The organism is Streptosporangium sp. NPDC049248 (assembly GCF_040678965.1).
Lineage (GTDB): Bacteria > Actinomycetota > Actinomycetes > Streptosporangiales > Streptosporangiaceae > Streptosporangium > Streptosporangium fukuiense.
Map to the genome: position 1 here is coordinate 35,110 of NZ_JBFAQY010000025.1, position 20,133 is coordinate 55,242.

13 protein-coding genes are annotated in these 20,133 nt (G+C 71.0%); 8 read left to right on the forward strand and 5 right to left on the reverse strand.

Translation table 11 applies throughout. The annotated features are described in order from the left end of the window. Positions 1-69: 69 nt before the first annotated feature. Both AB0K21_RS33430 and AB0K21_RS33435 read left to right on the forward strand, forming a co-directional pair. A complete protein-coding gene (locus AB0K21_RS33430; RefSeq protein WP_364155641.1) occupies positions 70-2,676 on the forward strand; it encodes an alpha/beta fold hydrolase in 2,607 nt (868 codons plus the stop codon). Continuing rightward, positions 2,673-3,581 carry an ABC transporter permease subunit gene (locus AB0K21_RS33435; protein ID WP_364155643.1) on the forward strand — a complete coding sequence of 303 codons (909 nt, stop codon included), beginning with the start codon at positions 2,673-2,675 and terminating at the stop codon, positions 3,579-3,581. The genes AB0K21_RS33430 and AB0K21_RS33435 overlap by 4 nt, the downstream gene beginning before the upstream one ends. A gap of 86 nt (positions 3,582-3,667) precedes the next feature. Here AB0K21_RS33435 and AB0K21_RS33440 read toward each other — a convergent pair whose 3' ends face one another. Beyond that, complete coding sequence (locus AB0K21_RS33440; RefSeq protein WP_030918684.1) at positions 3,668-3,850, reverse strand: hypothetical protein; 183 nt, start codon at positions 3,848-3,850, stop codon at positions 3,668-3,670. A 506-nt stretch (positions 3,851-4,356) separates the two neighbouring features. Here AB0K21_RS33440 and iscB point away from each other — a divergent pair. Both iscB and AB0K21_RS33450 read left to right on the forward strand, forming a co-directional pair. Continuing rightward, entirely contained in the window at positions 4,357-5,712 is a 1,356-nt protein-coding gene (gene iscB, locus AB0K21_RS33445) for an RNA-guided endonuclease IscB (RefSeq protein ID WP_364155645.1), read from the forward strand. Continuing rightward, the gene (locus tag AB0K21_RS33450; protein ID WP_343962086.1) at positions 5,712-7,826 is read left to right on the forward strand and encodes an ATPase; all 2,115 of its coding nucleotides are present in this window, start codon (positions 5,712-5,714) and stop codon (positions 7,824-7,826) included. Before iscB ends, AB0K21_RS33450 begins: the two co-directional genes overlap by 1 nt. Before the next feature lies 1 nt (position 7,827). Here the strand turns inward: AB0K21_RS33450 and AB0K21_RS33455 are convergent, their stop codons facing one another. Next, entirely contained in the window at positions 7,828-8,817 is a 990-nt protein-coding gene (locus AB0K21_RS33455; RefSeq protein ID WP_364155648.1) for a 4-epi-cubebol synthase, read from the reverse strand. 372 nt (positions 8,818-9,189) lie between these two features. Between AB0K21_RS33455 and AB0K21_RS33460 the strand changes: the two genes are divergently transcribed. Then, a complete protein-coding gene (locus AB0K21_RS33460) occupies positions 9,190-10,098 on the forward strand; it encodes a PAC2 family protein (RefSeq protein WP_364155650.1) in 909 nt (302 codons plus the stop codon). Continuing rightward, entirely contained in the window at positions 10,091-11,137 is a 1,047-nt protein-coding gene (locus tag AB0K21_RS33465; RefSeq protein ID WP_364155652.1) for a Gfo/Idh/MocA family oxidoreductase, read from the forward strand. The genes AB0K21_RS33460 and AB0K21_RS33465 overlap by 8 nt, the downstream gene beginning before the upstream one ends. A 90-nt stretch (positions 11,138-11,227) precedes the next feature. Here AB0K21_RS33465 and AB0K21_RS33470 read toward each other — a convergent pair whose 3' ends face one another. Continuing rightward, positions 11,228-12,025 carry a tyrosine-protein phosphatase gene (locus AB0K21_RS33470; protein WP_343962078.1) on the reverse strand — a complete coding sequence of 266 codons (798 nt, stop codon included), beginning with the start codon at positions 12,023-12,025 and terminating at the stop codon, positions 11,228-11,230. A gap of 160 nt (positions 12,026-12,185) precedes the next feature. On the opposite strand from AB0K21_RS33470, the gene AB0K21_RS33475 reads away from it, so the two are divergent. Next, positions 12,186-13,058, forward strand: coding sequence for a hypothetical protein (locus tag AB0K21_RS33475; protein ID WP_364155654.1), 873 nt, complete (start codon positions 12,186-12,188; stop codon positions 13,056-13,058). Between the two features lie 92 nt (positions 13,059-13,150). On the opposite strand, the gene AB0K21_RS33480 is transcribed toward AB0K21_RS33475, so the two are convergent. Beyond that, on the reverse strand, positions 13,151-15,715 hold the full coding sequence (locus tag AB0K21_RS33480) for a tetratricopeptide repeat protein (protein WP_364155656.1): 2,565 nt from the start codon (positions 15,713-15,715) through the stop codon (positions 13,151-13,153). A 171-nt stretch (positions 15,716-15,886) separates the two neighbouring features. Next, positions 15,887-17,935, reverse strand: a complete 2,049-nt coding sequence (locus AB0K21_RS33485) for a M6 family metalloprotease domain-containing protein (RefSeq protein ID WP_364155658.1) — start codon at positions 17,933-17,935, stop codon at positions 15,887-15,889. A 342-nt stretch (positions 17,936-18,277) separates the two neighbouring features. On the opposite strand from AB0K21_RS33485, the gene AB0K21_RS33490 reads away from it, so the two are divergent. Beyond that, positions 18,278-20,101 carry an ABC transporter ATP-binding protein gene (locus tag AB0K21_RS33490; RefSeq protein ID WP_343962070.1) on the forward strand — a complete coding sequence of 608 codons (1,824 nt, stop codon included), beginning with the start codon at positions 18,278-18,280 and terminating at the stop codon, positions 20,099-20,101. Positions 20,102-20,133 lie beyond the last annotated feature (32 nt).

A 20,133-nucleotide genomic window follows, 5' to 3' on the forward strand; every position in this document is an offset into this window, starting at 1 on the left:
CAGTAAGCTCACGCCGTGACATCCCTCCCTCTTTCTCAGGGAGGGGATTCCCACGCTCAAGGAGAACCGGTGAAACGTGGGGCAAGGTGGGCCACCTGGATCGCGGTGGTCACCGTGCTGGCCGTCGGCGTCGTGGCCTGGCTGGTCTGGCCGTCCGCACCGGACGTACGGGCCCAGGAGCAGATGATCACAGTGCTCGACGGGCCGGGCGATGACCAGCGGGTCACACTGGACGCGAGTTTCTTCCCGCCCGCCGGAGGCGGCCGGGCTCCGGCGGTGCTGCTCGCGCACGGCTTCGGCGGCAGCAAGCAGAGCGTCAGGGACGCCGCGGTGCGGCTGGCCCAGGACGGTTACGCCGTGCTTACCTGGTCGGCGCGGGGCTTCGGCCGCTCCTCGGGGCAGATCGCGCTGAACTCCCCCGACTACGAGGTCAAGGACGTGCGCCAGTTGGTCGACTGGGTCGCGAAGCGGCCCGAGGTCCGGCTCGACGCGGCGGGCGACCCGCGGGTGGGCATCGCGGGCGGCTCGTACGGCGGGGCCATCGCGCTGATGGCCGCCGCCCACGACCCCAGGATCGACGCGATCGTCCCGCAGATCACCTGGTACGACCTGGCCGACGCGCTGTTCCCCGACGCCACCGGGCAGGGGCCCTTGAACGGGGTGTTCAAGCGCATGTGGGCCGGGCTCTTCTTCAGCAGAGGCGGCCCCGCACCGGCCGCCGCCGGCCCGGCCGCCCTCGGCACCGGCCAGGGGAACGGTGCGGGCGAGGAGCGGCCGCTCACCGCCGAGGAGGTGCGCTGCGGCCGGTTCCTCCCGGAGATCTGCGACATGTACCAGCAGGTGGCCCAGAGCGGCCGGGCGACGGCGAGCGCGGTGGAGACGCTGCGCAGGTCGAGCCCGATCTCGGTGCCCGGGAAGATCAGGATTCCGACGCTGCTGCTGCAGGGGCAGCGCGACTCGCTGTTCCCGCTGGGCCACGCGGACGCCAACGCCAAGGCCATCGCCGCCACCGGCGCCCCGGTGCAGGTCGCCTGGTTCGACGGCGGCCACGACGGCGGCAACGGCGAGGTCGACTGGCTGCACGAGAAAACGCTCGGCTGGTTCGACCGCCACCTGAAGGAGACCGGCGACGCGGCTCAGGCCGGCGGCGCCTTCACGGTCACCCGCGACGGCGGCCGCGATCCCGGCACCCGCCGCCCGGTCCAGCTGCACGCCACGGCCGACGGCTACCCCGGGCTGTCGGGCAGCGGCCAGACCTCCGTACCGCTCGGCGGTCCCGACCAGCCGGTGGCCAACCCGCCCGGCGGCTCGCCCTCCTCGATCTCCGCGGTGCCCGGCTTCGGCGGCCTCGCCGGTGGCTCAGGCGTGAACCTGTCCCTCGACATGGCGGGGCAGAGCGCCACCTTCGACTCCGCACCGCTGACCGCCCCGCTCCAGGTCACCGGCAGCTCGACGGTACGGGTCCGGGTGACCTCGGAACCCGCGCCCGACGTGCCGGCCGGGAGCGACCAGGCGAAGAGCACGGCGGGCGAGGTCACCCTGTTCGCCAAGCTCTACGACGTCGCGGGCACGACCCAGGCGCCGGTCCTGCCCGAAGGGCTCGTCGCCCCGCTCAGGATCGCGATCGGTGCGAACGGCTCGGGCGAGGCCACGGTGACCCTGCCCGCCATCGACCACAGATTCGACGTCGGACACCGGCTGCGGGTCGCGTTCACCACCACCGACCTGGGCTACAGCACCCCGGCGGCCCCGGCCGTCTACCGGGTCGCCCTGGCCTCGCCAGCCGTGACCGTCCCCACCCACGCCGCCCTGCGCACCCCCTCGACCAACCCCGCCTGGTGGATCTGGGCGCTGCCGCTGCTCTCCCTCGTCGTCGCGACCGTCCTGCTGCTCGCCGGGCGCCGCCGCAGCACCGACAGCCGCGATCCCGAACTGGCCTCCGTACCGCTGCGAATCAGCGGGCTGACCAAGGCGTACCGGAACGGCGAGCGCGCGGTGGACGACCTGTCGTTCACCGTGGAGCACGGCCAGGTGCTCGGCCTGCTCGGCCCCAACGGGGCGGGCAAGACCACCACCCTGCGCATGCTGATGGGCCTGATCCGGCCCGACGGCGGCGAGATCCGGATCTTCGGCCACCGGGTGGTGCCCGGCGCCCCGGTCCTGTCCAGGCTCGGTTCGTTCGTCGAGGGCCCGGGTTTCCTGCCGCATCTCAACGGCCGCGAGAACCTGGAGCTGTACTGGAAGGCGACCGGGCGGCCCGCCGAGGACGCGAGGTTCGCCGAGGCCCTGGAGATCGCCGGGCTCGGCAAGGCCCTGGACCGCGCCGTCCGCACCTACTCCCAGGGCATGCGCCAGCGCCTGGCCATCGCCCAGGCCATGCTCGGCCTGCCCGATCTGCTGGTACTGGACGAGCCCACCAACGGGCTCGACCCGCCCCAGATCCGCGAGATGCGCGAGGTCCTGATCCGCTACGCGGAGGCGGGCCGCACCGTCATCGTCTCCAGCCACCTGCTGTCGGAGGTCGAGCAGACCTGCAGCCACGCGGTGGTCATGCACCGCGGGCGCCTGGTCACGGCCGGGACCGTGAGCGAGCTGCTGGCCAGCCGCACCCCGGTCAACGGCTCGGGCACCCGCCTGGAGGACGTCTTCCTGGACCTGATCGGAAACAAGGCATGAGCGACTCCACCGCCGCCCTCACCACCCCGCCCGGCTCGACGGCCGGCGGCCTCGCGGAGAACGGCTCGGCGCGCGGGTACGCGCCGGGCCGCACGTTGCCGCTCACCGTGGAGATCGTCCGCCAGTTCAAGCGGCGCCGCACGCTGGTGATGTTCGGCCTGCTGCTCGCGCTGCCGTGGATCCTGGTGATCGCCTTCAAGGTCGGTGCCGGGTCGGGGCAGCCCGGCACCTCGCTGCGCATCTCCGACCTGGCCGTCGAGGGCGGCCTGAACTTCGCCGCGTTCGCCCTGTCGGTGTCCGCGAGCTTCCTGCTGGTCGTCGCGGTGGCCCTGTTCTGCGGCGACAGCGTGGCCAGCGAGGCCAGCTGGTCGTCGCTGCGCTACCTGCTGGCCTCCCCGATCCCGCGCGACCGGCTGCTGCGGCAGAAGCTGGTCGTCGCGATGGGCTACTCCGCGGCGGCGGTGATCTGCCTGCCGGTGATGGCGTTGCTGGCCGGCACCCTCGCCTTCGGCTGGAACGACGTCCGGGTACCGGGGACCGGCGAGACGATCGCCGCGCTGGACGTGCTGCCCCGGTTCGGCGTGGTGATCGGCTATGCCCTGGTCAGCCAGTTCGTGGTCGCGGCCCTGGCCTTCCTGCTCTCCGTCAGCACCGACTCCCCGCTGGGCGCGGTCGGCGGCGCGGTCGGCCTGGTGATCGTCGGCAACATCCTGCAGGCGGTCGAGGCGCTCGGCTCGCTCAGGGAGTTCCTGCCGACCTTCTGGAACAACGCGTGGCTGGACGCCCTGGCACCCCAGCCCTCGTACGAGGGCATGCTCAAGGGGGTGGCCGTCGCGGTCACCTACTCGGCGATCCTGGTCGCGTTCGCCTTCCGCCGCTTCCGGAGCAAGGACGTGGTCTCCTGAGCCCTGTCCCGCGCCTGCCGTAGTCGGGGCGGGGAGCCGCGGCGAGGCGCCGTCTGACCGACCGCGGTGGGCAAAGGGGACAGGATTCAGCCCCAGTGCGGGGGACGCTCCTCGATCAGGCGGGCGTCGTCGTCGGCCTCGCGCCACTCGCTCCAGCCGACGTCGGTGTCGTCGGCGGTCTGGTCGGGCAGGACCGGCAGGCCGTCGTCGGCGAGGTCGACGGGACGCAGGTCATCGGGACGCAGGTCATCGGGTTCGAGCACTGTCACACGCCCATGCTAGCCATCCGCCCCGCCCCTCTTCCCGCTCCGCGGAGAAGACAGGCCCGGCCTGTCCCTCCGCGGCCAGGAACGGCGGGGCTTGGCGCGACGCCGGGGACAGCCGAAAGCCCAGCGGGTACGATGCGAGGGCAGGTTTCCGCAACCCCCGTCAACGACCCCCTCCTGAAGGAGAGGGCTTGAGGCGCGGTAATGCGCTTCACAAGCCCCGCGTTGACCAGCCCTGGCCGTCATGAACTGGAAGTGCGATCCAGATGGCTACGTTGAACACAAGAGCGCAGACCGACCTTGGGGTGCTTCCTCAGCTCCAAGCTCTCGAATCCGTGGGAGCAGACACGCCCGGGGATGGGCACGAAACGGCTCACGGACACCGCCTGGCGGCGGTATCTGGTGTTCAACCTGGGCGAGGGGAGACCGGTCCGGCCGCACCACCGGACCGGCGTCACCCCGAGGGCGCCTCGGCGCCGGAAGGAGCGAACCGTGAGGTTCACCCGGCCGTGTTCGTCCTGGACCGCCGCGGCCACCCGCTCGACCCCTGCCATCCCGCCCGTGCCCGCCGTCTGCTGGCGGCCGGGCGGGCGGTGGTTCACCGCCACACACCGTTCGTCATCCGTCTCAAGGACCGGTCGGTTGCCGACTCCACCGTGGCAGACGTGCAGGTCGGTATCGACCCCGGCAGCAAGCACACCGGCCTGGCGGTGTTCACCGACCACGGCGGAAACCGGAGCGGGAGGTATGCGATTCAGCTCGACCATCGAGGCGCGGCGATCCGCGACAGGCTCAGCGCGCGGGCCGCGCTACGTCGGGGCCGCAGGTCACGCAACCTGCGGCACCGCGCCCCCCGGTTCCTCAACCGCACCAAGCCGCAGGGGTGGCTGGCGCCGTCGCTGCGCCACCGCGTCGAGGGCACCATGTCGTGGGTGGCGCGGCTGACCCGGTGGGCGCCCGTGGCCGCCGTCCACGTGGAAAGGGTCTCCTTCGACACTCACGCCCTCTCGGCGGGCAAGCCGTTGGAAGGCGTGGAATACCAGCAGGGCACCCTGGCCGGGTACGAGGTCCGCGAATACCTGCTGGCCAAATGGGGCCGGGCATGCACGTACTGCGGCGCCAGTGGTGTGCCGCTCAACCTCGACCACCTCCACCCGCGCAGCCGGGGCGGCTCCAACCGGATCAGCAACCTCGCCCTGGCCTGCGTCCGGTGTAACCAGGCCAAGAACGCCATACCGGTAGAGGTGTTCCTCAAGGCCAGGCCCGCATTGCTGGCGAGGATCCTCAAGCAGGCGAAGGCTCCGCTGCGGGACGCGGCGGCGGTCAACGCCACCCGGTGGGCGCTGTGGCGGGTCCTGGAGGCGACGGGTCTGCCCGTGTCCACCGCCTCCGGTGGCCGCACGAAGTGGAACCGGTCGCGCACCGGTGCCGCCAAGTCGCACACGTTGGACGCGCTGCACGTCGGCCATCTGGAAGGCGTCACCGCCTGGCCCTCGACGGTCCTGGTGGTCACAGCGACCGGGCGCGGCGCCTACGCCCGTACCCGCACCGACCGCTACGGCTTTCCCCGGCTACGGCTGCCCCGGACCAAGCGGGTCAAGGGGTTCGCCACCGGCGACCTGGTCCGCGCCGTCGTACCGAGCGGCAAGAAGACCGGGGTCCACACCGGACGGGTCGCGGTCCGCAGCACCGGCAGCTTCAACATCACCACCCGGCACGGCACCGTGCAGGGCATCGGCCACCGCCACGTTAACCTGCTCCAGCGAGCCGACGGCTACGGCTACACCACCCACCCAGAAACGCGGCACCGTGCCGCCTCTCCTCCCCCGCCCGAAGGCGGGGGTCTCCACGCTGGAGGTATCTGATGACAACGCCAGCAGGATGGCGGCGAGACGGCAATCTCCCCAACGAGCTGACCAGCTTCGTGGGGCGCACCAGGTTGCTCACCACGCTCAGGCAGCGGTTGGGCGAGCACCGCCTGGTCACGGTGACCGGCATCGGAGGGGTCGGCAAATCGCGCACCGCGCTGCGGATCGCGCATCTGATGCGCAGCCAGTTCAAGGACGGCGTCTGGTTCGCCGATCTGGCCCGCCTCCAGGACTCGGGGATGGTGCGCCACACGATCACCTCGGCCCTCGGGATCGCCGACCAGTCCGCCCGCTCGGCGGACGAGACGCTGATCGAGTGGCTCGGCGACCGTGAGATCCTCCTGATCATCGACACCTGCGAGCATCTGGTCGACGCGTGCGCCGCGCTCTTCGAGGACCTGCTCCGCAACGCCAGGGGCCTGACCATCCTGGCGACCAGCCGCCAGTCGCTGAACGCCAGGGGCGAGTACACGGTCACCATCCCGCCGCTGACCGTCCCCGGTGACTCCCCGGGCGAGGACGTCTTCACCAACGAGGCGGTTCAGCTCTTCGCCGCGCGGGCCGGTGCGGTGGTGCCCAACTTCATGCTGGACGAGGAGAACATCGGCCCGGTGGCCGAGCTCTGCCGACGTCTCGACGGCATCCCGCTCGCCATCGAGCTGGCCGCGGTCCGGATGCGCGCGCTCTCCGTGGAGCAGATCCTCGGCCTGCTGGCCGACCGGTTCAGCCTGCTCGCGGGGGCCAGCCGCACCGCACTGCCCAGGCACCAGACGCTGCGGGCCGCGATCGGCTGGAGCCACGAGCTGTGCGAGCCGGCCGAGCGGCTCCTGTGGGCACGGCTGTCGGTCTTCGCGGGAGACTTCGAGCTCGATGCCGCCCGCTACGTCTGCTCAGGGGACAGCCTCCCCGCGGAGGACATCATGGACCTCATCTCCAGCCTGGTGGAGAAGTCGATCCTGCTGAGCGACGGCACGCCGTCCGGGCACCGCTACCAGCTGATCGACACCCTGCGGCAGTACGGCGAGGAGTGGCTGGACAAGCTCGGCGAGCGCGACCGGATCAGGGAGAGGCACCGCGACTACTACCTGCAGCTGGCCTCAAGGAGCGAGGACGCCTGGTCGGGCGCCCGCCAGGTCTACTGGTACGTCAGGATGCGCCACGAGCACGACAACATCCGCGTCGCGCTCGACTACTGCCTGCGCACCCCCGGCGAGGTGCAGTCCGGGCTGAAGCTGCTGTCCTCCCTGTGGTTCATGTGGGTCGCCTGCGGGCTGGCCCGCGAGGGCAGGCTCTATCTGGAGAAGACCCTGGAGCTGGCCCGCCAGCCGAGCGTCGAGCGGTGCAAGGCGCTCTGGGTGCTGTCCTACATCAACAGCGCGCAGGGCAACATCAGCGGTGCCATCGAGGCCGCGGAGCAGTGCAGCTCGGACGCCGTCAGGGTCGGCGACTCGGGCGCGGTCATCCTGGCCACCAAGATGCTCGGCACCGCCGCCTTCCTCCAGAACGACCTGCAGAAGGCGAGCGCGCTGCTGGGCGTGGCGATCGAGTTCCACAAGAGCGGGCGGGAGCTCAACCCGGGTCTGCTTCCCTCGATCGTCGAGCTGTCCATGGTGCTGCTCATCCAGAACGAGCCGGCCGAGGCCGAGGTGCTGCTGCGCGACTGCATCGCGGTCTGCACCCAGCGTGGCGAGCTGTGGCTGCGCTCGTACGCCATCTACGCGCTCGCCAGCGTGTGCCAGGCGATGGGCCGCTCGCCCGAGGCCACCTCGAACGCCCGCGAGGCGCTCCGCCTCAAACGCTACTTCCACGACGTGCTCGGCATCGGCCTGGCGATCGAGGTGGTCGCCAGGCAGGCGCTGGAGGACGGCCAGCCGGTGCTCGCCTCCATGCTGATGGGCGGCGGTCAGGCCAACTGGCGGACCTTCGGGATGCCGCAGATGGGCTCCCCGTTCTTCAACTCCGAGCACGACCGCTGTGTCAAGGAGTGCAGGCGCATCCTCGGCGACGAGGCGCACGAGGAGGCCTTCTCCCGGGGCAGGAAGCTGAACCTGGAGGAGCTGATCGTCCTCGCGCTCGGAGACCACGAGGACGGTCAGGTGCTCTCCGGGTGAGTCACCCGGCGGACTGTTCCTCCCGCTGCCAGGCCGTCGTGTAGCGGGAGCTGGTCAGCGAGTAGTCGACGCTGCCGCTGATCCAGAACTCAAGGCCGCGCACGTAGGCGAGCACCGCCTCGGAGCCGAGCCTCTCCAGGGAGGGGCGCAGCGCCACCATGTCGGCGATGGCCCGGTTGCGCATGGCGCCAATCGCCTCCATCGCCTGCTGCCGGGAGTAGCCCCGGTGCCTGGCGAGCACGCTCACCAGGTTGTTGCGGGAGTTGACCCCCTCGCTCTCCTTGGCGTAGGAGATGAGGTCGTTGTCCCAGACCACGACGTCGTTGGCACTCTCGGTGATCGCCTTGACGTCGGGGTGGCGCCACTCCTCGGGGGTGAGGGCGCGTCCGCTCGCGATGTCGATGAGGGCGAAGACGGTGAGCATGGCACCGGTGCGCCGCCGCATGAAGAGGTAGTCCTCCACCTGCGGAACCACGTTGGCCTCGCAGTTGGCGGCCTCCCACACCTGGGCGAAGAGGTAGTCCTTGGTGACGGAGCACCAGCGGTCGAGCTGGTCGTCGTCTCCGTACCTGGCGATCCTGCCCTTGATCTCCAGGAGCGTCCTGGCGAAGACGTCGTCGACCTCCTGGCCGGCCTCCAGGTCGTCGAGGACGGTGAACAGCCGGGGCAGGGCGCGGGTTATCTCGCCCGCGCCGCGGCCCGACTCGCAGAAGGCGTCGTCGAAGGCGAACAGCCACACGCACCAGTCGGTCACCAGGCGGAGCGTGTGGTGCTCGGCGTAAGGGTACGTACGGGCCCCCAGCCAGCCGTACTTGGCTCGCCGATAGCGCTCCACGGTCTCGGCGTCCTCCAGGATGCCGGTGTCCACCAGCCAGTCGAGGGTCTCGGCGTTGACCCTTTCGACGTGTGGGCTGACCTCGCTGGGAAAGGGGCAGGGTAACGGGGGGACGCGAAGAGGTAGGCCTGACCTACGCGTAGTAGTAGTTCCCACTCCTCAAGGATGGCTGAAGGGCGATAGTTTTCCTATACATCGGTAAACACCTGGATATCGCAATTTTCAGGTTAACGACCGAACCATTTCCGGTATTCGTCCTGGCCGAACAGCCGGGCCACGTCCGTCGCCGAGGGAGTTCCGGCATCCGGGCCGCGGCACCGGCCGACCCGGCACAGGCGCGGAGCGTCTCCGTCTCACCGGCTCCCGCCAGGTCGAACAGACGGGTTGCGGACTCCCCAGGCTCAGGGTCAGGCTGCGTGTGACCCGTTGTGCCCCGATAGGGTGCCTGTGACCGCCGAGGGCATCCGGAATTCAGCGGACCCCCCGCGGGTTGAGCTGAAGAGACGATCGACGAAAGGCTGGAAAACGGTGTTCGACCCGACGGATCTCTACCGGCTCAGCGGAGACGTCCCTGAGCTGACCGATCCGGTGCTGCTCTACCACTTCGACGGGTTCGTGGACGCCGGTGGCGCCGGACGGCTCGCCATCACCCATCTGCTCGACGAGCTGGAGCACCGGGTTGTGGCGACCTTTGACGTGGACCGCCTGCTCGACTACCGCTCCCGGCGACCCACCATGACCTTCGACAGCGACCGCTGGGTGTCCGTGGAGAGCCCCGAGATCACGCTGCACCTCGTCCATGACCGCACGGAAACACCGTTCCTGCTGCTCAGCGGCCCCGAGCCGGACCGCGAGTGGGAGCTGTTCACCTCCGCCGTCGAAACGCTGGCCACCCGGCTGGGTATCGGCAGGCTGGTGACCTTCCACGGCATCCCGATGGCCGTCCCGCACACCCGCCCGCTGGGCGTCACCGGACATGCCAGCCGGTCCGAGCTCGTCGCCGGGCAGACCAGCGCCTTCGGCAAGGTCCAGGTGCCCGGCAGCGTGGCCGCGCTGATCGAGCTCCGGCTCGGCGCCAAGGGGCACGACGCCCTCGGCTACGCCGTGCACGTTCCGCACTACCTGGCGCAGGCCGAATACCCCTCGGCCGCGGTGACCGCGCTGGAGGCGGTCACCAAGAGCACCGGGCTGGTGTTCCCGCTGGAGGTCCTGCGCGAGGCCGCCGGAAAGACCGACGCCGAGATCGCCGAGCAGATCGAGGCGTCCCAGGAGCTGTCCACCGCCATCACCGGCCTGGAACAGCAGTACGACGCGTTCGCCGCGGGCGCCGAGCGCGAGAGCCTGATGGCCGAGTCCGCGGAGATGCCGACCGGCGACGAGCTCGCCGCCCAGTTCGAGGCGTTCCTCGCCGAACGCGACGAACGTCGCGGTGACTGAGCTGCGCGTCGGCCTCGTCGGGTACGGGGTGGCGGGGGCGTTCTTCCATGCCCCGCTGATCGCCGCGACCCCCGGTATGCGGCTGTCCGCGGTGGTCACCGGTGACCCCGGCCGGGCCGCCGAGGTCTCGGGGAAGTACGGCGCGCGGGTGGTCGGCGACGCCGCCGACCTGTGGAACGGCGCCGACCCGGTCGACCTGGTGGTGATCGCCTCCCCCAACCGCACACACGTTCCGCTGGCGGAGGCCGCCCTGAGGGCCGGCCTGCCGGTCGTGGTGGACAAGCCGCTGGCCGCGACCGCCGGGCAGGCGCGCGGCCTGGTGGAGCTGGCGCGCGCGAGGGGCCTGATGCTGACCGTGTTCCAGAACCGGCGCTGGGACGGGGACTTCCTGACGCTCGGGCGGCTGGTCTCAGCGGGCGAGCTCGGCGAGGTCACCCGGCTGGAGTCGCGTTTCGAGCGCTGGCGGCCGGTGCCGAAGGGCGGCTGGCGCGAGACGGGCGGCACCGACGAGGTCGCCGGACTGCTCTACGACCTCGGCAGCCACCTGGTGGACCAGGCTCTGCGCCTGCTCGGCCCGGTCGTCGCCGTCTACGCCGAGTCGGATGTGCGGCGCCCGGGGGTGAACGCCGACGACGACACCTTCGTCGCCCTCTCCCACTCGGGCGGGGCCCGTTCCCACCTGTGGGCCGGCGCGGTCACTCCCCGGCTGGGCCCTCGATTCCGGGTGCTCGGCTCGCGGGCGGGCTACCTGAAGTACGGGCTGGACGTGCAGGAGGAGCAGTTGCGCGCCGGTCTCACCCCCGCCTCTCCCGGCTTCGGTGCGGAGCCTCCGGAGCGGTGGGGCACCCTCGGCACCGACGATGACAATCGCGTCGTCCCCACCGAACCCGGCGCCTACGCCGGGTTCTACCCGGCCGTGGCCGCCTGTCTGCGCCAGGGCGCTCCGCCGCCGGTCGACCCCGAGGAGGTCGTCGAGGCTCTCACCGTGCTGGAGGCGGCCCGGTGCTCGGCCGCCGAGCGCCGGGTCGTCACCCTCTGACGAGACCTCATGACGCGGCACCGCTCGGCATCCGGGTGCCGCGCCTCCGTACCGGAGGCGCGGGCCGGTCGCACGACCTGACAGGGGACCTCAGTCGCGCAGGCGGGCGCGGAGGAGGCCGGAGTCGTTCTCGCTCCAGCCGTGTGAGGCGAGCCATTCGAGCGGGCCGCCGAACCGGTTGTCCAGGACGTGCAGGAACTGCTCGATGTACTCGGGCCTCGGCCGGTGGTCGTCGGCCGGCCGGTTGTCGAGGTCGTCACGGTAGGTGGCGCTGGAACGCAACCGGGCCAGGATGCCCTCCAGGCGGTCGCCCGTGGCGACGTAGTCGGCGACGATCGCCTCACGGGTGGCACCGGCGACCTCCAGCGCGAGGGCGCTGACGACACCGGTGCGGTCCTTGCCCGCCGCGCAGTGCACGAGGGCCGCGCCGTCGTCGCGGGCCATGGCGCGCAGGGCCGCCAGGACCGAATCGGGACGGTCGCGGAGGTAGGCGTAGTAGTAGCCGGTCACCCGCAACTCGGCGAGGTCCTCCTCGTCCCGCGCCGTCCAGGGCAGCACCCTGTCGCCCTCGATGGTGTCGGCCTCGACGTCGGTGTACCTGCCGCCCTCGGCGAACAGGGTGAGGTGGTGGATGTTCACCTCCGGCACCCCGGTGAGCGGTCCCGGCCCCTCCAGGCGCACCTCGGGACCGGAGCGCAGGTCGACGACGTTGCGGAGCTTCAGGTCGGCGACGAGCAGCTGAATGTCCCGCTCGGTCAGCCCCTGCAGGTTGTCGGCCCGGTAGATGCGGCCGAAGCGTGTGGTCCCGCCGTCCACCGTGGCGAGCCCGCCGAGGTCGCGTACGTTGACGGCACCTTCAAGATCAATCCAACGCGTGAAGTCGTTCATCGCCGCCAAGTTTATACGCCCCTTTACGTATGGCCAGTTAACACATAGGACCTATTTCCGTAATTGCCGATGTCCATGTACCGCGTCCGTAAATGCACCACATTTTTCTCGATGAGTAAGAGTGAAGGTGCCCGCCTGTGTCCCGACGCGAGGAGGTCGCGTGGACCCGAGGAGACGCCCCCCGCATCCACTGATCGATCCGGCTCTGCCCGACTCGATCTCCTCGGTCCTGCGCGCCGACCCGCAGGCACTGCGCGCGGCCCGGCTGGGGCAGGTCCCCGAGGCCAGGAGACCCGATCTCGTCAAGTCGTTCGCGATCGCCGGGCTCCTGCTGCTCATGGCGGTGCTGAGCAGCACGGGAGGCATCCTCGCCGCCCTCATCCTGATCTTCATCGCCGTGCTGCGCGGCCTGAGCGACGACCCCCGGAGCCTGCGCGAGCGGCGGCGCGTCCGGCTGGCCGTGGAGCACGGCGACCGGTTCATCCTGCCCGAGGATCTCGACGCCGACTGCGGCGACCTGCTCCGCCGCGCGCAGGACGCCACCAAGACGGTGCTCGACTCCCGGATCAACCAGGCAGGTCTGCTCGACACGATCGACAACATGGTGACGCTGCCCGCCCAGACCTGGCAGATCGCCACGAGACTGGTGCGGTTGTCGAAGCTGAGGGCCGAGCACCACCGGCTCGTACCGGACGCGCCCCCGCCGGAGGTGGCCGAGGCGTTCACCCCCTACGTCGGGGCGCTGAAGGCCGCCGAGAGCTCGCTGACCAGGCGGATCCGCGCGCTTGAGGGGTACGCCAGGCAGGTCCGCAGGGCCGACGGTCTCTACCTCGCCCACCGGCAGCTTCAGGTGCTCGCCGAACGGACCCCGCAGTACGAGGCCCTGGTCGCCGAGACGGCGGAGGACGCGCCGGCCGTTCCCGACCTGGAACGCCTGACCGAGCAGGCCCAGCAGATCAGAAAGTTGTTCCACAGGAGCATCGACGAGGCCCGCGACGCCGCCAGGCACCTGCTGACGGCCGCCGACCCCTGACCTCGTCGGACGCGGGCTCCGAGCCTCCGTCGGCCGTTGTGACCGAAGAACCCGGCGCGGACCCCGAGCCGCCGTATTTCCCCAAAGAACGCTCAGCCCTCCGCGCGGCGCAGGAGTTCCAGGGTGCGGCCCATCCCCGCCTGGTTGCCGAGGCTGCGGTAGATGTCCTGGGCCTGGCGCAGAGCGTCCACCGCGGGCTGCCGCTCCCCCGCCTCCAGATACGCCTCCCCCAGGTAGCGCAGGCTCCTGGCCATCCACCAGCGGTCACCCAGCTCCTCGAAGTCGCGCACCGCCCGCAGCAGCGACTCCTGCGCCTCTCGCGTACGGCCGAGCCGCCCGTGGGCGCGTCCCGCCGACAGCTCGGCCCTGGCCACGCCCCACGAGTCGCCGAGCGCGGTCAGCATCTCGGTGGCCCGGCGCACGTAGGTGAGCTCTCGGAGCGCGTTGGCCGGGTTGCCGACCTCCCCCGCCGCGCGCAGGCACCTGGCCTCCTCCCACAGCTCGCCGCGGAGCCGGAACATCTCGGCCGCCCGGTCCAGGCTGAAACCGGCCCTGGCGAAGTCCTCCTCGGCGGCCCGGCGATCACCCGCGGCGTGCAGCCCCCTGGCCGTCACGCCGAGCACCTCTCCGTAGGCGCGCAGCGTCTGCGCCTCCGAGTAGCGGTTGCGGTCGTGCTCGAACACCCCCAGGGCCTCCTCCAGCAGTTCGCGCGCCTCCTCGGGCCTGCGCTGGGCGAGCCTGAGCTCCGCGAGGTTGCGCCGGGTCCTGGCCGTCCACCAGCGGTCCTCCTCGCCCTTGAAGGCGGTGACCGCGCCGATCAGGTAGCCCTGTCCCCGGTCCAGGTTGCCGTTGTTGAACAGGGTCATGCCGACCGTGCGCATCGCCCGCGCCGCCCACCAGGACTCGCCGAGGTCGGTGAAGATCTCCAGGGCCCGTTCGGCGTCCGCCGCGGCGCTGTGATGGCCGCCCTGGCCGCCCGCCACCGCCGCCCGGTCCAGCAGCGCGATGCCCAGTGCCCGCCGGTCGTCCATCCGCTCCGCGGCCTCGCACAGGATCTCGGCGACCGCCCGCCAGTCGGACCAGTAGGCCCGCAGCGAGTGGCAGAGCGAGCAGAAGGCCCGGCCGAGTCCCCAGGCCAGCTCCCACATCTCCATGCCCCTGGCCTGGCCGATCACGGCGACCAGGGTCAGCCGCTCGGCGTTGAGCCAGTCGGCCGCCGAGACCTGGGCCTGCGTCACCGCTCCCGGCCCACCGGGCCTGCCCCTGCGGCCCCAGTCCTGTGGCCAGCGGGCCACGGCCGCCGCCTCCGCGCGGCGGCGGTAGCCGGACAGGACCCGCTCGATGGCGGCCCGGCGGTGACTCTCGTCGTCGTCGGAGAACGCCAGCTCGCGGGCGAAGATCCTGACGAGGTCGTGCAGCCGGTAGCGCATCACCCCGGAGAGGTCGGTACCCGAGCACTCGGCGAGCTGGGCGTCGATGAGCGCCTCCAGCTGGTCGGCGCCCTCGGGTTCCGAGGTGGCGAGCAGTTCCCCCGCCACCCAGCCGGGCACGTCGGGAGCGCTCAGCAGGCTGAGCAGGCGCAGCAGGCGGCGCTGCAGGCCGGTGCAGTCGTCGTAGCTCAGCTGGAGGGAGGCCCGCACGCTCTTGTCCAGCCTGCGGGCGAGCTCAAGCTGGTCCAGGCGGCGGCGCTCGTCCCGCAGCCGGTCGGCGAGCCGGCGCAGCGTCCAGTTCTCCCGGGTGGCCAGGCGTCCGCCGCAGATGCTGATGGCCAGCGGCAGGTGGTCGCACATCCGTACGATCTCCTGGGCCGACTCCAGGTCGGCGGCGACCCTGTCGTCCCCGGCCAGCCGGGCCAGCAGCTCGACACCCTGCGCCTCGCTGAACACCGACAGCCGCTTGTCGTAGGTGTTGAGCAGGAACAGCGGCTGCCTGGAGGTGATCAGGACCGCGCACCCGGGCTCGGCCGGGATCAGGTCCTTGACCTGGTCGCCGTCGTGGGCGTTGTCCAGGCAGATGAGGATGCGCCTGCCCTTGGTCCAGGTCAGCCAGAGCGCGCGGAGCTCGGCGAGACCTCCGGGGTCGGTGGTGAGCCGGACGCCGAGCGCGCGCAGGAAGCCGATCAGCACCTCCTCGGGGCCGACCGGAGCCTCCACCTCGCCGCGCAGGTCCGCGTAGAGGCGGCCGTCGGGAAAGCTCCCGGCGATCTCGTGGCCGAACCTGGCGGTGAGCACGGACTTGCCCACCCCGCCCCTGCCGTACACCGAGACGACCAGCGGCGAGGCGTTCTCCGCGTGGTCCCTGGAGCGGCGGCGCGCGGCGAAGACCTCGCGCAGTTCGGCCAGCGACTCGGTGCGGCCGGTGAAGTGCGCGGAGACCGGCGGCCACTGGTCCGGCGGGCGCGACGCCGTCGTGGCGGTCGCGCCCCGCTCCTCGGCCTGCTTGCCGGTCGTCGCCCAGGTGAGCAGCCCGACCAGGAGACCGGCGACCGCGGTGGCACCGATCTTGGCCTCGGTGGGCAGCTCCCACACGTCCAGCGAGGTCGCCAGGACGCTGGCCACCGCCGCGGCGATCCCCGCCACCGCGGGCGCCGCCAGTGGGATCCGGCGTCTCGGCGCTGTGGAGCCACGCCGATCAGGCACGTTCGACGGCCCGGCCATTCACACTCCTCGCAGGAAGACCACGACACGCCCTGGAGTCGATCGTCCGGTGGCCGGACGATCGACTCCATTCGATCACAAGGGACGCTCCGCGCGCCCTCGCGATGGACACTTCCGTGTCACCCCGGCGTCACCCCGCCGGGGTGACGCCGGGGTGACACAGTCCGGGCCTCAGCGCCCCAGCACCTGACAGGTCGCCTTGGCGGTCTTGGCCGGGTCGCTCTCCGAGGTGGCGGTCAGGGTCACCTTCGCGAGGTGGCTGCCACCCGCCGCCCGCAGGGCGTTGACGGCGACCAGCGTGCTCTTGCCCGAGCCCGCGGTGGCGAGCTCGTTGGGCAGCGAGGCGGTCCAGCCCCGGCCCTCGACCTTCACCGACAGCCGGTAGACGTCACTCTTGAGATAGGCGCTCACATCCTCGGGGTGCCGCCCGGCGGCCTGGGCGGCCCTGCCGGTGTTGAACAGCGGGAAGCGGCAGGTGGAAAGGCCGTCGCCGGACGGGAGGCCGACGGACGGGAGCACCTTCACGCCGCGCCTGTTCGGGCCGGCGCCGTCCAGCGAGCGGATCGCCACCGTGTAGGAGAGCACGCCCTTGCGGTCGCGCTTGAGATCCAGGACGTAGAAGTGCAGCCGGTTGGCCTCGTCCACGTACTCGAACTCGGAGCCCGAGCCGGTGCCCGCGTGGAACAGGGCGTCCGACAGCTGGCGGTAGTCGCCGATCGTGATGGGCACGGCGGTGCCGTCCGGCAGGACGTAGTCGGTCATCCCGATGTCCTGCGGGTTGGCGTCGATCACCCACTCGAAGGGCGCCTGGTCGGCGTTCTTGGTCTTGGCCAGCAGCACCCCCGAGTCGGGCGTGAAGGAGTCGGCGCCCATCCTGTCCACGACCTCGAGCGTGTAGTTCTGGTATCCGCCGCCGTCGCAGAGCGGGTCGGTGCGCACGTCGCAGGCCGGGCTGCGGTCGCCGTCGCCGAAGGCGATGTTGACCCCGGACAGGCCGGCCGGTCCCGGCTGGATCACCCGGGCGGTCACCTCCGCCACGACGACCCCGGACTCGGCCAGCGCCTCACGGGACAGGCGCAGCACGTTGTTCTCGTCCACCATCTCAAGCTTGATCTTGTTTCGGAGCATGTGCTGGGCTCCCATGGAGCCACCCGAGGTGGGCGGGATCAGCCAGCGGCTGTGCGGGCCACCCGGGCCGTTGAAACTGCCCCGGCTGAGCATCTCCCAGATCCCGGTGTACGCCCGGCGCGGCGGTACCCCGAACGGGTTGTTGTAGTTGTCGCCGATGCCGAGGATGTGACTGAGCTCGTGGGCGTAGACGCCCTGTCCCGAGCTCTCCGCCTGGGTGGAGGACCCGCCCCCGGCGTTGGGCCAGATGGAGGCGGCCGAGGCCCAGGACGTCCACTCCACGTAGCGGGTCCTGGCCCAGTTGGGCAGGGCCGGGTCGGGCGGGCCGAAGTCGTCGGTCACCGCCTCCTTGGTGGGGAACTTGATCGAGCCGAACTCCTGCCAGGTGGCCGACTCGTCCTGTCCCGCGCTCAGGTAGAAGACGAAGTCGAAGCCCGCCGGAACCTCCTGGCCGACGTCGCCGATCCACGCCGCCCGCGCGTCGGTCCTGATGTTGCGGTTGCAGGCGTCACCGGCCGGGCAGGCGGTGCCTCCCTGGAACTCCATGGCGTACTCGTGTGACTTGCCCGGCATCTGGTAGGGGCCGAACGCGGTCAGCTCCACGCCGTAGCGGCCCTGAGAGTCCTCCATCCAGTACTCGTGGATGGTGTGGCCCCGGTTGAGGTCGTTGGGGGTGTTGAGGAAGTCCCGGTAGAAGCCGGCGACCTGGTCGCGGGGGATGTCGTGGGCCTCGGCACTGGGGTTTTTGAAGACCGTCGAGCCCTTGGGCTGGGTGACCACGAACGGCTGGTTGGGATAGTCGGCCAGGACGAGCGCGCCGCGGAAGGTGCGCTTGGACCCCTTGACCGCGGGGTCGGCCCAGTTGGTGCCGGGTGGTTTGCGGTAGTCGGCCCACGTCATGTGGTCCGGGTTCTTCCAGTTCTGCGGGTCGATCGGTGCCGGGCCGGCGGGCTCGGCGCGCCGTGCGGCCGAGTCCTCGGGGGCGTCCCGCTGCCAGGGCTGGGTCTGGGGCCACTGCTCCAGGCGCCAGGGGTGCTCCGGGTCCGGGGCGGGGTCGGCGGAGGCGGGCAGGGAGGCGAGACCGATGGGCATCAGTACAACTGCGGCGATCAGTACTTTAAGCAACTTGGGGGGACGAGTCACGCTAAATGACGTTATAGATCACTTTCGGATAGATCAACGATCCGCCGTCAGGAAAGTTGCCGGTTCCTCCCCGGCGCCGAAGCCGGGAGATCCCCACCCGCACGGGCCGGGCCTCCCGGATGAACGGCCGTTTCGAGTCCGGTTCTCTCCCGCCGGGTGAACTCCTCGACGAGCCGACTGCCCAAGGAGGGGTCTGACCAGCACAGTAATCTCTTCTAGTCCGAGCAAACTTCAGATGGGAGTTCCGTGACGGAACAGACCAGGAATGCCGAACGGCACGAAACCCCTAACATGACCGACGATCCCCGCGCGGACGAAGCGCCTTCCAAAGACACGGCGTCTCCCGGCGATGAGGCACCTGCCGAAGACGGACCACTCCCCGCGAACAGCGAGCCCCGCGCGCCCCTGCGGCGCGTCGTCGGCCTGTTCCGCCCCTATCGGGGCCGGCTGGTCGTCGTGGGCGCCCTCATCGGACTGTCCTCGCTCGTCTCGCTGGCCTCGCCGTTCATGCTCCGCGCGGTGCTCGACGACGCCATCCCGCACGGCAGGACCGGCCTGCTGACGCTGCTCGTACTCGGCATGGTCGCGGTCGCCGTCGTCACCAGCGTGCTCGACGTCATCCAGATGCTGATCTCCAACGGGGTCGGCCAGCGCGTCATGCACGATCTGCGCACCGCCGTCTACGGCCACCTGCAGCGCATGTCCATGGCCTTCTTCACCCGCACCAGGACCGGCGAGGTGCAGTCGCGCATCGCCAGCGACATCGGCGGCATGCAGTTGGTGGTCACCTCCACCGCCGCCGCGATCGTCTCCAACCTGACCACCGTGATCGCGACGGTCATCGCGATGCTCGTGCTGGACTGGCGGCTGACCGTGGTGTCGCTGCTGCTGCTCCCGCTCTTCGTCGGCATCAGCCGCAGGGTCGGCCGGGAACGCAGGAAGATCACCTCCGAGCGGCAGCGGAAGATGGCCGCCATGTCGTCGATGATCCAGGAGTCGCTGTCGATCAGCGGCATCCTGCTGGGCCGGACGATGGGCCAGGGCCCCGAGCTCGCCAGACGGTTCTCCGCCGCCTCGGACGAGCTGGCCGTCCTGGAGCTCCGCTCCAGCATGGCCGGGCGCTGGCGGCAGTCCACCATCCAGATCATCATGGCGGCCATGCCCGCGATGATCTACTGGGCCACCGGACTGACCTCGGCGATCTCCATCGGCACCGTCGTCGCCTTCACCACCCTCCAGCTGAACCTGTTCCGCCCCTCGGTGTCGCTGCTCCGGCTCGGCGTCGACGTGCAGAGCTCCCTGGCGCTGTTCGCCCGGATCTTCGAGTACCTGGACCTGACCGTGGACATCCACCCCGGCACCCACACGCCGAAGACGGTACGCGGCGAGATCCGCTTCGAGCACGTCGACTTCTCCTACGGAGAGACCCCGACCCTGTCGGACATCGACCTCGTCGTTCCCGCGGGCACCACCCTGGCCGTGGTCGGTGAGACCGGCTCGGGCAAGACCACGCTGAGCTACCTGCTGCCCCGGCTGTACGACGTGACCGGCGGGCGGATCACCATCGACGGGGTGGACGTGCGCGAGCTGACCTTCGAGGCCCTGGCCGAGACGGTCGGCGTGGTCTCCCAGGAGACCTACCTGTTCCACTCCTCGATCGCCGACAACCTGCGGTTCGCCAACCCCTCGGCCACCGACGAGGAGATCGTCTCCGCCGCCCGGGCCGCCCGGATCCACGACCACATCGCCTCGCTGCCCGAGGGGTACGACACCGTGGTCGGCGAGCGCGGCTACCGCTTCTCCGGCGGCGAGAAGCAGCGCCTGGCCATCGCCAGGACGCTGCTGCGCGACCCGCCCGTGCTGGTCCTGGACGAGGCCACCAGCGCCCTGGACACCCAGACCGAACGCGCCGTCCAGGAGGCGCTGGACACCCTGTCGCGCGGCCGGACCACCATCACCATCGCCCACCGCCTGTCCACTATCCGCGACGCCGACCAGATCGTGGTCCTCGACCGGGGCCGTATCGTCGAACGCGGCGGCCACGACGACCTCCTCGCCGCCGGCGGCCCCTACGCCGCCCTGGTCAACCGCGACCGCTCCCTCACCACGGCCTGACCGGGGTGAGCGGCGCCCCCCTCGATTAGATT

Bases quoted from the DNA above. Each gene is read 5' to 3' on its own strand.
- AB0K21_RS33435 (WP_364155643.1), top strand. From the start codon at position 2,673: ATGAGCGACTCCACCGCCGCCCTCACCACCCCGCCCGGCTCGACGGCC.
- AB0K21_RS33450 (WP_343962086.1), top strand. From the start codon at position 5,712: ATGACAACGCCAGCAGGATGGCGGCGAGACGGCAATCTCCCCAACGAG.
- AB0K21_RS33470 (WP_343962078.1), bottom strand. From the start codon at position 12,025: ATGAACGACTTCACGCGTTGGATTGATCTTGAAGGTGCCGTCAACGTA.
- AB0K21_RS33480 (WP_364155656.1), bottom strand. From the start codon at position 15,715: ATGGCCGGGCCGTCGAACGTGCCTGATCGGCGTGGCTCCACAGCGCCG.
- AB0K21_RS33485 (WP_364155658.1), bottom strand. From the start codon at position 17,935: ATGCCCATCGGTCTCGCCTCCCTGCCCGCCTCCGCCGACCCCGCCCCG.
- AB0K21_RS33490 (WP_343962070.1), top strand. From the start codon at position 18,278: ATGACCGACGATCCCCGCGCGGACGAAGCGCCTTCCAAAGACACGGCG.